Here is a 12,634-nt window from a genome sequence, read left to right on the forward strand (position 1 = left end):
GCTTGCGCTTTACGCGAGAGCTTTCAGTGCGGCCTTGCCGGCATATTTCGCCTGGGTGCCGAGCTGCTGCTCGATGCGCAGCAACTGATTGTACTTGGCGGTACGATCCGCGCGTGCCAGCGAGCCGGTCTTGATCTGTCCGCAATTGGTGGCGACGGCGAGATCCGCGATCGTGGAATCTTCAGTCTCACCCGAACGGTGCGACATCACCGCGGTATAACCCGCCTTGTAGGCCATCTCGACAGCGCTCAGCGTTTCGGTCAGCGAGCCGATCTGGTTGACCTTGATCAGGATCGAATTGGCGCGGCCGTTCTTGATGCCATCGGCAAGACGCGTGACGTTAGTAACGAACAGATCGTCGCCGACCAGCTGGCACTTCGAACCGATCAGGTCGGTGAGCTGCTTCCAGCCGTCCATATCGTCTTCCGACATGCCGTCCTCGATGGAGACGATCGGATAGTTGGCGACGAGCTGGGCGAGATACTTGGCCTGTTCGGAGATGTTGCGGGTCTTGTTCTCGCCGCCATAGACGTAAGCGCCGTCCTTGAAGAATTCGGTGGCGGCGCAATCCATCGCCAGCATCACGTCCTTGCCGGCGCTGTAGCCAGCCTTGGTGATGGCGGCCATCACAAAGTCCAGCGCCGCTTCGGCCGAACCGATATTGGGTGCGAAGCCGCCTTCGTCGCCCACATTGGTATTGTGGCCGGCCTTCTTCAGCTCGCCCTTCAGCGTGTGGAAGATCTCGGCGCCGCAGCGCAGGCCTTCGGCGAAGGAGGAGGCGCCGACCGGCATGATCATGAATTCCTGGAAGTCGATCGGATTGTCGGCATGCATGCCGCCATTGATGATGTTCATCATCGGCACCGGCAGCGTGCGGGCCGAGGTCCCGCCGACATAGCGATACAGCGGCATATCGAAGGATTCCGCAGCCGCCTTGGCGGCGGCCAGCGAGACGCCGAGGATCGCATTGGCGCCGAGGCGCGACTTGTTCGGGGTGCCGTCGAGCTCGATCATGATCTCGTCGAGCTGGACCTGGTTCTCCACGTCCATGCCGCCGATGGCGTCGAAGATCTCGCCATTGATGGCATCGACCGCCTTCTGCACGCCCTTGCCGAGATAGCGGGACTTGTCGCCGTCGCGCAGCTCGACCGCCTCATGGGCGCCGGTGGAGGCACCCGACGGAACCGCGGCGCGGCCCATCGACCCGTCTTCGAGGACGACGTCGACTTCAACCGTGGGATTGCCGCGGCTATCGAGAATTTCGCGGCCGATGATGTCGACGATGGCGGTCATGAATGCCCTCTTTGTGCTGGGGGTGGGTCGTTGGCGCCGCTTCTACAGCAAGCCTCCCGGCGGGAAAACCCCGCCTGACGTGACGACTGGCCCGGGATTGGCTATGAACCGCCATAACGGAGATATTTATGTCAAAAACACCCCGCAAATCCCCCAAATTGCCGGCTGACTTGCAGCTCGGCCGCGCCGTGGAATGGCCGACCTCCCCGGAGCAGGCCAAACTCGACCGGGTGCCGAACCCGCAGAAGGACACCAATTACGTGGTGCGCTTCACGGCGCCGGAATTCACCTCGCTGTGCCCGATCACCGGCCAGCCGGATTTCGCCCATCTGATGATCGACTATGTGCCCGGCCAGTGGCTGGTCGAGTCGAAGTCGCTCAAGCTGTATCTCGCCTCGTTCCGCAATCACGGTGCCTTCCACGAGGATTGCACCGTGGAGATCGGCAAGCGCGTCGCCTCCACCATCAAGCCGAAATGGCTGCGCATCGGCGGTTACTGGTATCCGCGCGGCGGCATCCCCATTGATGTGTTCTGGCAAACCGGAACGCTGCCCAAGGGCGTCTGGGTCCCCGAGCAAGGCGTCGCTCCGTATCGCGGACGGGGGTGAAACCTCAGCCCGAAAGGGAAACAACGGAAGATCCAAGCATGCGCCAGCGCAAATCCGCGCGTCTGCTCGTCATCGACAACGACGGGCGCGTTTTGCTCTTCCGTTTTGTTCACAAATCAGGTGCCCTCGCCGGCCAGGATTATTGGGCAACACCGGGCGGAGGTTTAGAGGAAGGTGAGACCTTCCATGACGCTGCCATTCGCGAACTCCGGGAAGAAACGGGCTTGATCCGCGATACAGTCGGTGAGCCTGTGGCGGACCGAGAGTTCAGCCTACAAATGCCCGACGGCGAGTGTGTCAGCGCGTTCGAGAAATATTACCTCGTAACATCGCACGATGCCACGCTGTCCCGTCTCGGATGGACCCCGGATGAGTCGGAAGTGATCGCCGATCACCACTGGTGGTCGCGAGATGAATTGATGCACACGACCGAGATCGTCTGGCCTGAACAAATACTGCAGATGCTGGCGACCGCCGCACCACGCTAGCTCGACGTCAAGCGCTTCCCGCATCCGCCGGCTTGGTCGATTTCAGAAGTTTTGCTGCCGCAAATCCAAGCGCGAAGACAATGGCGGCTGACGTCAACAGTGTCGGCATCTTGCCGGCATGGGCGAGGCCGAAGCCATAGGCGATTGGGCCGACGGACTGGCCCATGAAGAAGCAGAAGGCGTGCAACGACATGGCGCTGGCGCGGGCTTCCTGCGAGAGCTCCGTCGAGAAGATCTGCAGCGAGCCGTGCAGCATGTAGAAGCCCCAGCCCATCAGCAGCAGGCTCAGTGCCTGGATCTGCCAGTTTGGGCTGAAGGCGGTGGCGGCAAGCTGGATCGCGATCACGATGCCGCCATAGATCATCATGCCGTTGATGCCGAGGCGCGCCAGCATGCGCGACACAGTCGCCGTATAAAACAGGCCGCCGACGGCAAAGCAGGCGATCACGAGGCCCGCGATCGAGAGACTTGTGACGCCGCGGTCGAACAGGAACGACGAGATATAGGGAAACAGGCCGAGGATGCAGCAGCCTTCGACGAACACGGCGCTGTAAACGATCAGCGTGTTCGGATTACGGAAAATGACCTTGTAGCCCTGGGCAAGCTTGCCGAAGTCGGCCTTCACGGTCGGCTTGATGATCGCGGCGCCCTTGAAGCCGTACGCCACGGCGACCGATGCGACGATCGCGAGGCCGCCGAGGATGACCAGCACTCCGCGCCAGCCGAAGAAATCGCCGATCACGCCGGATGCAGTCGACCCCAGCAGATTGCCGGTCATGGCGCCGGCCATCACGCGGCTCAGCGCCACCTGACGCAGCTTCGGCCCGACCAGATCGCTGGTGAGACTGAGGGTGACCGGAAACACCCCGCCTGCCCCGATGCCGGCCAGCACGCGCGTCGCCAGCAGCAGCGGATAGTCGGTGGTGATCGCGCCCAGAATATTGGCGACGCCGAGCAGCACCAGACAGACGATCATCAGGCGCGGCTTGCCGAACAGGTCGGCGGCAGCACCGAGCGCCGGCTGCACAATGGCGAAGGTGAAGGCCAGTGCGGAGGCCAGACCGGCGGCGATCGCCACCGTGATGGACAGATCGTCGGCGACATGCGGCAGCACCGGATCCAGCGCGCGCATCGACAGCGCGGCGGCGAAGGATGCCAGTGCGATGACATTGAGGACCGGAGGCATCAGCGCGCCACCAGCGCCGCGGCAGAGGGCTGCATGATCAGGCCTTGGCCGCGGTCTCTTTGGCCAGCGCATCGAACGCCATCAGGTTCTTCACCAGCGCTTCGAAGTCACGCAACGGCACCATGTTCGGTCCGTCGGACGGCGCATTATCCGGATCGGGATGGGTCTCGATGAACACTCCGGCGACACCGACGGCCACGGCCGCACGCGCCAGCACCGGCACGAATTCGCGTTCGCCACCCGATGATGTCCCTTTGCCGCCCGGCTGCTGCACCGAATGGGTCGCGTCGAAGATCACAGGCGCGCCGGTGGTACGCGCGAGGATCGGCAGCGCCCGCATGTCCGAGACCAGCGTGTTGTAACCGAACGACGCGCCGCGCTCGGTGACCAGCACCTTGTCATTGCCCGACGATGTCAGCTTGCTGACGACATTGGCCATGTCCCAGGGCGCCAGGAACTGGCCCTTCTTCACATTGACGACCTTGCCGGTCGCGGCAGCGGCCAGGAGCAGATCGGTCTGCCGGCACAGGAAGGCCGGGATCTGCAGCACGTCCACCGCCTCGGCGGCACGCGCGCATTGATAGTTCTCGTGCACGTCGGTCAGTACCGGCAGGCCGAGCGTCTCGCGGATCTCGGCAAAGATCGGCAGAGCATCATCGAGGCCGATGCCGCGCGCGGCGGAGGCGCTGGTGCGGTTGGCCTTGTCGAACGAGGTCTTGAAGACGAGGCCGATCTTGAGCCGGGTCGCGATCTCCCTCAGCGCCGATGCCACTTCGAGCGCATGCGCCCGGCTTTCGAGCTGGCATGGCCCGGCGATCACCGAGATCGGCAGAGCATTGCCGAAGCGGACATTGCCAAGTGCGACGACGGGCGCGGCTGCGGACGATGCGGTCAAAATGGTCTCCTTTTCGCGCGAGACCATGACCGCAGGACCGGGCGGGATGCAAGCCGGATCAGGCCCATCCCGCCGGTCGGAATATCAGGGTTGCGGCGGAAGCCGCCTCCGACCCGACTAGGGCGGCCTCCGCACCGGGCGGACCGGCCTGCCCCCGGAACCAGGCTTACTTCAGCGCCGAGAACGCAGTCGGCGCCAGCAGCTGGCTGACGATATTGCCAACGATCTGGCCATCCTCTTCGGACTTGGCGCGCGCCGACATCCATTCCGGGTCGGACATGAAGGCAGTCCACACCTTCTCGCGCTCGGCGAGCGATTCCCATTTGAGGATGTAGGTCAGTTCCTGATTGGATTCGCCGATCACCGTGGTGAAGAAACCGGACTGCCGGATGCCGTGCTTCTCCCAGAGCTTCAATGTGACAGACTCAAATCGCTTGATCAGCGCCGGCAAACGTCCCGGCAAACAGCGATAGACGCGTAATTCATAGATCATCGGCTTTGGTTCCTTCCCTTTTTGTCAGCCTTGAAAGACTCTAACGCATGGCTTGTTGCGGCATCGTCCCTTGCCTGCGCAACGTCAGGCTTACATCATGCCGCCAGTGACGCAACCGACTTGGATCCACGATGCAAAAGCCCCTTTTGTCGCTAGTCGCCCTGATGACACTGACCGTGTCTGCCACCGCTCAACAGCCCGGCAAGATCACGTCGGGCGCCACCGGCGTGATGGTCGATGGCAAGCCGGCGGCACGCGTCGGTGACACCACGACCGATGGCAAGATCATCGAGGGTGCGAAGGGCGTCTACATTAACGGCAAGCCTGCAGCCGTCGTCGGCGGCAGCACCGAATGCGGCGGCAAGACCATCTCGGGCAGCACTGGCGTGTTCATCAACGGCAAGCCGATGGCCCGTGCCGGAGATAGCACATCGGGCTGCAAGTAGGACTTGCCGGAGATGTCTTTGTCATCCCGGGTGCAATGGGCAGCCGGCGTTGCCGCTCGGCTTGCTATCGCCATCGCCAGTGGCCTCATCCTATTGCCGGCTTTCACCCCCGTCGCCCAAGCGCAGAACAGCCGCGCACCCAGCGAGCGCGAGCTCACAGCCAAGATTCAGGATGCGTTAAATGCGTTACGCGCCAGCAATGATGGCAGCGGCCGCGATCGACTGAAGAACGCACTGCGCGAGGTTACGCAGAGCAACTATCACCGGCTTACGATTTCGGCCTATCTGAATGCCGCAGGCTCGTTCGAGCGCCGCCGCGACAACGGCACGGCATCCGAGTTTTTTGCTGATGCAGCCAAGACCCGTGCCGCGCGCGACGGTGGCAACGATGCGGTCACGTTCTGGTTCGAATATGCACGCTTCCTCGAACGCAGCAATCAATACGATCTCGGCATCCCCGTCGCCACCGAAGCGCGCAAGCGCATGCGCGCGGCCTACGGGCCGAATTCGGCGCAGGACATCGCCGGTGGCGACATCCTCGCAACATTGCTGACCAATAACGGTGCCGTCGCATCCGGCCTCAACCTCTCCGAAGAAACCTATCTGAATGCGCGAAAGGCGCTCGGCGACCGCGAGCCGCTGACCTGGCGCACCGAGAACAATTATGCCGAAGCGCTGCGCATGGTCGGGCATCCCGACGTCGCCGCGGGGATCGACGAACCACTGCTGCGCAAGCGCATCGCGCATTACGGCTATGGCAGCATCCAGGCGCTGGTGAGCGCCAGCAATCTCGCGCTCAACCATCTGGCCATGGGCAACGAAGCCGAAACGCTCCGCGCGCTCGACTTGCAAAAGCGCTGCGCGACCGAACTCGCCGATCCCCGCTCCGAACATGTCCAGCAGGCCAATGTCTGGATCGCCTATACAAAAGCCTATTTCCATCCCGACCAGCAGATGAGCCGCCCTGATCTGCAAGCCATGGCCAAGGTCAAGGACTGGAACGGCGCACCGGATCTCCTGCGCATCAAGGCGGCACAACTCGCTGCCGATCAGTATGAGACACATGGCGAGACTGACCGCGCGCTGGCGCTGCGGATCGACGCCTATCACCGTTCGCAGACGACCATTGCGCGTCAGCATCCGATCACGTTCGATGCCTTGCTCGGTGTCGCGATGACTCGAATGAAGCGCGGCGACAAGGACACGCTGGCGACCTTCAAGGATGTCGAGCAGCAGGCGTTCCGCTGGATGCTGCGCGAGGTCGGCACCGCCGGTAACCGCTACGTCGCCGAGACCATGCGCAAGCTGGCCGATGATATCCTGTATGAGTTCGGTCGCTACGCGCTGGTCGAACCAGCCGCGGCCATCGCCTATGCCGACGCAGTGTCGCGCTGGAAGACAATGGAAGATGGCGAACGCACATTGCTGCGCCTGACGGCCGACCGACTGCCTGACGACGCCACCAAGGCACTGGCGCAGACCGTGCTGCGATTGTCCGGCCAACAGCAGGAATTGCTGTCATCGGGCAAGATCGATGACGACGCGCGCGACGTGCTCAAGCAGTTGCAGAACGCACGGCAGGCGCTTGCGGCGAAGATGGGTGACAAGGCACCAACCGATCTCAAGCTCCCATCCATAGAGGAAAGGCTCGAACGATCAGACGCGCTGGTCGACTTCTTCGTCAGCGGCCGCCGTAACCGCGTCAATCCGATCGCGCCAAAACCGGAGATGCGGCTGCAGGCCGTGATCCGCCGCCACGACAGCGCGCCAGCGCTGTTCGATCTCGGCCCGCTCGATGGCTTCCTCGCAGTCGATGCGACGTCGCCGGATCATGCAAAGCTCTTCCGTCGCCTCCATGACACGCTGCTCGGACCGCTGAAGCCGCAGCTCGCCGACGTGAGACGACTGTTTCTTGTCCCCGATGCCGAACTCTACAGCCTGCCCTTCGCGATGCTGCAGGATGCGGGCGGCCGCTATCTCGACGAGATTTACGACACCCGGATCATGACGCACGCCGACGCGCTGTTCTTTGCGAACAACAACAACAGGCTTGCATCGGGCGACAAGGCGCTGTTGGTCGGCGGGCTCGACTATGCCGGCGCCGCCAATGAGCTACCCTCGACGAAGACCGAAGTTGATACGGTCAGCGCCGATCTGAAGAAGCGCAACCTTGTCGTTACCATCCTCTCGGGCAGCGGCAGCGGCGAAGCGACGATCCGCGCCGACGCCAAAGGCGCGTCCCTGATCCATCTCGCCACCCACGGCTTCTACAAGACCGCCTCCAACCGCACCGACGCGCTCTGGCGCAGCGGCCTCGTTGCCTCGCGCCCCAATCTCAGCCGCCCGCCGCAGCGCGACGATAATGACGGCGTACTTTATGCGCACGAGCTGATGAACTGGGATTTGTCGTCGGCCAACCTTGTCGTGCTGTCCGCCTGCCAGACGGCGCTCGGCGATCCCAGCCGGATTGGCAGCGTGCGCGGCTTGCCCACCGCCCTTGCCATCGCCGGCGCCCGGCGTTCGCTGCTGACGTTGTGGGAGGTCGCAGACGAAGGCACCGCCAACTTCATGGCGCGGTTCTATCAGGTGCTGGCCGACGAGAAACTCGATTACGCCAGCGCGCTCCGGAAGGTCCGCATCGAAGCGATCCAGGGCAAGATCACGGGCGCCAAAGACCCGTCGGTCTGGGCGGCGTTTGTATTCTTCGAGAGCTGAACCTGTGGCTGAGCCGTAGGGTGAAGCGTAATCCGCCCTACGCGATCCCATCCGAACTACGCTTGCCTGAAGCCAGTCAGGAAGGAATCGAGGCAGTCCTGGATTGCATCGATGCCGTATCCGCCCTCCTGAACGATGAGCGTCGGCAGACCCAGCGATTGCATCTTGGTGCCGACGCTCCCGAAGTCCTTTGCGTCAAGCTTCAGGATGCCGATCGGATCGTCGCGATGGGCATCGAAGCCGAGCGCCACGACAAGGGCATCGGCGCCAAATGCGCGAACGCGTTCGATCGCCGTGTCGAGCGCTGCATTCATCTCAGCACCACCGGCACCGGGCGGTAAGGGTAGATTGAGATCGAAGCCCTCGCCGGCACCATGGCCGGTCTCGCTTGCATAGCCCGTATAGAACGGCACGAAATTCGTGGGGTCGCCGTGGATCGAGATCGTCAGCACATCTGGACGATTATAGAAAATCTGCTGCGTGCCATCGCCGTGATGAACATCGACATCGATGATCGCCACCTTTCCAAAGCGACTGCGCAATCGCTGCGCGGCAATCGCGCTGTTATTCAGGTAGCAGAATCCTGTGCCGCGATCGGCGCGCGCGTGATGGCCCGACGGCCGGCACAGCGCATAGGCAGCGCGGTCCCCGCCGACGATAGCGTCTGCGCCAGTGACCGCTGTTTCCGACGAGCGCAGGATGGAACGCCAGCTATCGGGGCCCATCGGCACCGACAGATCGCCGAGATACCAGCCCACCTGAGCGATAAATCCGGTTGCCGGGCAATCCCGCCGTGCAGCCTCTTCCGGGCGTCCGCTCCAATACGGGAAATATTGCGGCCACACTTCCGGTCCGTGGTCAGGCAGTTGCGCCCAATTATCCCACGCGGTTTCCAAGAAGCGTACGTAAGCCGGCGTATGCACCGTCAGCGCGGGCGCAGTGCCGTACTCCGCCGGCTTTTCAGGCGTGATCTCGTGCCGCGCCAAAGCGCCGATCAGTCGTTCGGTGCGAACCGGCGAATCCTTGATGGGCACGAAGCGGCCGTAACGCATGAATTGCTGCGGCGAATGAATTGCCTGATCCGGGTGATAGAAAGCGCGCATGGATCATCCCTCTGTCCGTTCGGCCGGTCAGAAGACCGACGCCTCAGGGATCATTCGCATGATTGGTTTCTGCCGATCAATCGGCAGTCTGCGCAGCCCTTATGAGCGCAGCGACATGGGCAACTCGGTCGTAGGGCGGATTGATGAAGCGTGATCCGCCATCCTTCCGTCCCACACACGCCGACGGCGGATTACAGATTCGCCAAATCCGCTCCTCCGGTCTCACACCAGCCGGCTCTGCGCCGCCGCAGCCTTGATAAACGACGCAAACAGCGGGTGCGGTTCGAACGGGCGCGACTTCAGTTCGGGATGATATTGCACGCCGATGAACCACGGATGGTTCTCGTATTCGACGATTTCGGGCAGCACGCCGTCCGGCGACAGGCCGGAGAACTTCAACCCATGCTTTTCAAGACGGTCTTTATAGGCCGTGTTGACCTCGTAGCGATGGCGATGGCGCTCGGAGATTTCGGTGGCGCCGCCATAGACGTCCGAGACCTTGCTGCCCTTGGTCAGCGTCGCCGGATAGGCGCCGAGCCGCATGGTGCCACCGAGATCGCCGGCATTGTGGCGCTTCTCGAGTTCGTTGCCGCGCAGCCATTCGGTCATCAGGCCGACGACCGGCTCCTTGGTCTCACCGAACTCCGTGGAGTTGGCGTCCTTGATGCCGCCAAGGTTTCGCGCGGCTTCGATGACCGCCATTTGCATGCCGAAGCAAATTCCGAAGTAAGGCACGTTACGCTCGCGCGCGAACTGCGCCGCGCGGATCTTGCCTTCGGCGCCGCGCTGGCCGAAGCCGCCCGGGACGAGGATGCCGTTGACGTGTTCGAGGAAGGGCGCCGGATCCTCGTTCTCGAACACCTCGCTCTCGATCCAGTCGAGATTGACCTTCACCTTGTTGGCGATACCGCCATGGGACAGCGCTTCGGTCAGCGACTTATAGGCGTCCTTCATGCCGGTATATTTGCCGACGATCGCGATGGTCACCGCGCCTTCCGGATGGCGGATACGCTCGTTGATGGTGTTCCAGGTCTTCAGCTCGGGCAGCGCCTTCGGCGTCATGCCGAATGCGGCCAGGACTTCGTCGTCGAGCCCGGCGACGTGATAGGCCTCGGGCACCGCATAGATATTGTCGACGTCGCGCGCCTCGATCACGGCGCTTTCGCGGACGTTACAGAACAGGCCAAGCTTGCGGCGCTCTTCCTTGGGAATATCGCGATCGCAGCGGCACAGCAGAATGTCCGGCTGGATGCCGATCGAGCGAAGTTCCTTGACGGAGTGCTGGGTCGGCTTGGTCTTCAACTCGCCGGCGCTCGGGATGTAAGGGAGCAACGTCAGATGCACGAACACGGTGTCGCCGCGCGGCAGGTCATTGCGCAACTGGCGGATAGCTTCGAAGAACGGCAGGCCTTCGATGTCGCCGACAGTGCCGCCGATCTCGACCAGCACGAAGTCGTAGCCGTCATTGTCCGACAGGACGAAGTCCTTGATGGCGTTGGTAACGTGCGGGATCACCTGGATCGTGGCGCCGAGATAGTCGCCGCGACGTTCCTTGGTGAGGATGTCCTGGTAGATTCGCCCGGTGGTGATGTTGTCCTGCTTGGTGGCAGGCCGTCCGGTGAAACGCTCGTAATGGCCGAGATCGAGATCGGTCTCGGCGCCATCATCGGTCACGAACACTTCGCCGTGCTGATACGGCGACATCGTCCCAGGATCGAGGTTGAGATAGGGGTCGAGCTTGCGAAGCCGGACCTTGTAGCCACGCGCCTGCAACAGCGCGCCTAACGCCGCTGAAGCCAGACCTTTACCGAGCGAGGAAACCACGCCGCCGGTGATGAAAATGTACCGCGCCATGGGACTTAACCTTTAAGGCTCCGAAACCGATTCGCCAAAACGAATCGCAGCCGTCAGCCGAGAATCGGTGAGGCTGTGGGTGACTTGAAAAACGAAATGATTGCAGCCCCTTGATGGGATCTGCTGATGCAGGACGGTAGTCCCCGTCCTGCATGGCGCCTCTGCTTTATTGCGAGCGTGGCGGTGCCGGGGCTGCAGGAGCCTGCTGCTCGTCGGATTTCTTCAGCGTATCGAGCAGGCCGCCCGAGGTCGGCGGAGCCAGCGGCGAGCCCGGCTGCGAGACCGGCGCAGTGTTGCCTGGCAGGATCGAGGTCGGCTTGCGCTCATAGGTCGCGAGCCACGACAGGAACAGGCTGGTCAGGAAGAAGCCCACCGCAAGAACGCCGGTGGTGCGTGTCAGAAGGTTCGCCGTGCCGCGGCTGGACATGAAGCCGCCACCGCCGCCGCCACCGACGCCCAAGCCGCCGCCTTCGGATTTCTGCAGCAGCACCGTCCCGATCAGGGCCGCGACGATCATGAGGTGGATAACGATAATGACGCTTTGCATCGTGTCCTTCCATCGCAAGCACGCAGCGCCGATCGCCGGCTGCAGTCATGGCTTGCGGGGTTTGAATCCAGCGGTGTCTACACGATCGACCGGGGGATTGTCACCCCCGCGCCGACCGGTCTGGACCGCAAATTCCAGCATTCCGTGAGAGTTAGGGACAGCCCGCCGCGATCGCAAGGAAATCGGCCGCCTTCAGGCTGGCGCCGCCCACCAGCGCACCGTTCACATGAGGAACCGCCATCAACTCCCTGGCGTTGGATGGCTTGACCGAACCGCCATACAGGATGCGGATCGAGGCCCCCTCGTTCTTAAAGCGTTCAGTCAAACGATCCCGGATAAACTTATGAACTTGCTCAACATCCTGGGCTGTCGGCGTCAATCCTGTGCCGATCGCCCAGACCGGTTCATAGGCCACGATCAGGTTGCCCGAGGTGGCATCATCCGGCAGCGAGCCTTTCAGCTGGGTGCCGCAGACGTCGAGGGTCTTGCCGGCATCACGTTCGGCCCGGGTCTCGCCGATACAGACGATCGCCGTGAGCCCGGCGCGCCAGACGGCCAGTGCCTTTTCACGAACCACGGCATCGGTCTCGCCGTGATCGGCGCGGCGCTCGGAATGTCCAACGATAACAGCGGTCGCGCCGGCATCAGCCAGCATTTCGGGCGCGATATCGCCGGTATGCGCTCCTGAGACGTTCTTGTGACAATCTTGCGCCCCAACTGAGACGACATGGCTGCCCTCTTGACCGAAGCTCGATGCCTTCGACGCAAACGTCGCCAATAGCGTGACCGGCGGACAGACCAGCAGATCGGCCTTGTCCAGCACATCCGGCGCACCGCGCAGCATCGCTTCGAACTCGGTCATCGACGCCATGAGGCCGTTCATTTTCCAGTTGCCCGCGATCAGCGGCCGAACGGCATCAGTCATGAGGATATCCTGTCATTTGAAAGAGGTTATCTGAGCTAACAGAGGCGATCCATCAGCTCAAGCCGACCTGGAGTTCAGGCA

At 62.6% G+C, this 12,634-nt stretch carries 13 protein-coding genes; 5 read left to right on the plus strand and 8 right to left on the minus strand.

Going from position 1 to position 12,634, the window contains the following annotated elements:
- Positions 1 to 9: 9 nt before the first annotated feature.
- Positions 10 to 1,293 carry a phosphopyruvate hydratase gene (eno, locus tag HP556_RS11265; RefSeq protein ID WP_175367062.1) on the minus strand — a complete coding sequence of 428 codons (1,284 nt, stop codon included), beginning with the start codon at positions 1,291 to 1,293 and terminating at the stop codon, positions 10 to 12.
- A 128-nt stretch (positions 1,294 to 1,421) separates the two neighbouring features.
- Here eno and queF point away from each other — a divergent pair, with 128 nt between their 5' ends.
- Positions 1,422 to 1,901 carry a preQ(1) synthase gene (gene queF, locus HP556_RS11270; protein WP_175367063.1) on the plus strand — a complete coding sequence of 160 codons (480 nt, stop codon included), beginning with the start codon at positions 1,422 to 1,424 and terminating at the stop codon, positions 1,899 to 1,901.
- A gap of 38 nt (positions 1,902 to 1,939) precedes the next feature.
- On the plus strand, positions 1,940 to 2,389 hold the full coding sequence (locus HP556_RS11275; RefSeq protein WP_175367064.1) for an NUDIX hydrolase: 450 nt from the start codon (positions 1,940 to 1,942) through the stop codon (positions 2,387 to 2,389).
- 7 nt (positions 2,390 to 2,396) lie between these two features.
- Here HP556_RS11275 and HP556_RS11280 read toward each other — a convergent pair whose 3' ends face one another.
- The 3 genes from HP556_RS11280 to HP556_RS11290 form a co-directional block, all read right to left on the minus strand.
- A complete protein-coding gene (locus HP556_RS11280; protein ID WP_175367065.1) occupies positions 2,397 to 3,575 on the minus strand; it encodes an MFS transporter in 1,179 nt (392 codons plus the stop codon).
- A gap of 37 nt (positions 3,576 to 3,612) precedes the next feature.
- Positions 3,613 to 4,497 carry a 3-deoxy-8-phosphooctulonate synthase gene (gene kdsA, locus HP556_RS11285; protein WP_175367066.1) on the minus strand — a complete coding sequence of 295 codons (885 nt, stop codon included), beginning with the start codon at positions 4,495 to 4,497 and terminating at the stop codon, positions 3,613 to 3,615.
- A 139-nt stretch (positions 4,498 to 4,636) separates the two neighbouring features.
- A complete protein-coding gene (locus HP556_RS11290; RefSeq protein WP_089264511.1) occupies positions 4,637 to 4,963 on the minus strand; it encodes an NIPSNAP family protein in 327 nt (108 codons plus the stop codon).
- A gap of 131 nt (positions 4,964 to 5,094) precedes the next feature.
- Between HP556_RS11290 and HP556_RS11295 the strand changes: the two genes are divergently transcribed.
- Both HP556_RS11295 and HP556_RS11300 read left to right on the plus strand, forming a co-directional pair.
- Complete coding sequence (locus tag HP556_RS11295) at positions 5,095 to 5,409, plus strand: PAAR domain-containing protein (protein ID WP_068730830.1); 315 nt, start codon at positions 5,095 to 5,097, stop codon at positions 5,407 to 5,409.
- Between the two features lie 12 nt (positions 5,410 to 5,421).
- A complete protein-coding gene (locus tag HP556_RS11300) occupies positions 5,422 to 8,124 on the plus strand; it encodes a CHAT domain-containing protein (RefSeq protein WP_175367067.1) in 2,703 nt (900 codons plus the stop codon).
- 56 nt (positions 8,125 to 8,180) lie between these two features.
- Here the strand turns inward: HP556_RS11300 and HP556_RS11305 are convergent, their stop codons facing one another.
- Positions 8,181 to 9,227: a histone deacetylase family protein gene (locus HP556_RS11305; RefSeq protein WP_175367068.1), complete on the minus strand. Its 1,047-nt coding sequence runs from the start codon at positions 9,225 to 9,227 to the stop codon at positions 8,181 to 8,183.
- On the opposite strand from HP556_RS11305, the gene HP556_RS11310 reads away from it, so the two are divergent.
- The gene (locus tag HP556_RS11310) at positions 9,226 to 9,381 is read left to right on the plus strand and encodes a hypothetical protein (RefSeq protein ID WP_158596801.1); all 156 of its coding nucleotides are present in this window, start codon (positions 9,226 to 9,228) and stop codon (positions 9,379 to 9,381) included. The two genes, HP556_RS11305 and HP556_RS11310, sit on opposite strands and share 2 nt — an antisense overlap.
- Before the next feature lie 68 nt (positions 9,382 to 9,449).
- Here the strand turns inward: HP556_RS11310 and HP556_RS11315 are convergent, their stop codons facing one another.
- From HP556_RS11315 to tpiA, 3 genes are all read right to left on the minus strand, one after another.
- The gene (locus tag HP556_RS11315) at positions 9,450 to 11,081 is read right to left on the minus strand and encodes a CTP synthase (protein ID WP_068730833.1); all 1,632 of its coding nucleotides are present in this window, start codon (positions 11,079 to 11,081) and stop codon (positions 9,450 to 9,452) included.
- A 166-nt stretch (positions 11,082 to 11,247) separates the two neighbouring features.
- Positions 11,248 to 11,628, minus strand: coding sequence for a preprotein translocase subunit SecG (secG, locus tag HP556_RS11320; RefSeq protein ID WP_068730834.1), 381 nt, complete (start codon positions 11,626 to 11,628; stop codon positions 11,248 to 11,250).
- A 151-nt stretch (positions 11,629 to 11,779) separates the two neighbouring features.
- Entirely contained in the window at positions 11,780 to 12,553 is a 774-nt protein-coding gene (gene tpiA, locus HP556_RS11325) for a triose-phosphate isomerase (RefSeq protein ID WP_175367069.1), read from the minus strand.
- Positions 12,554 to 12,634 lie beyond the last annotated feature (81 nt).

The sequence above is a fragment of the Tardiphaga robiniae genome, from assembly GCF_013359755.1.
In the GTDB taxonomy this organism is placed as follows: domain Bacteria; phylum Pseudomonadota; class Alphaproteobacteria; order Rhizobiales; family Xanthobacteraceae; genus Tardiphaga; species Tardiphaga robiniae.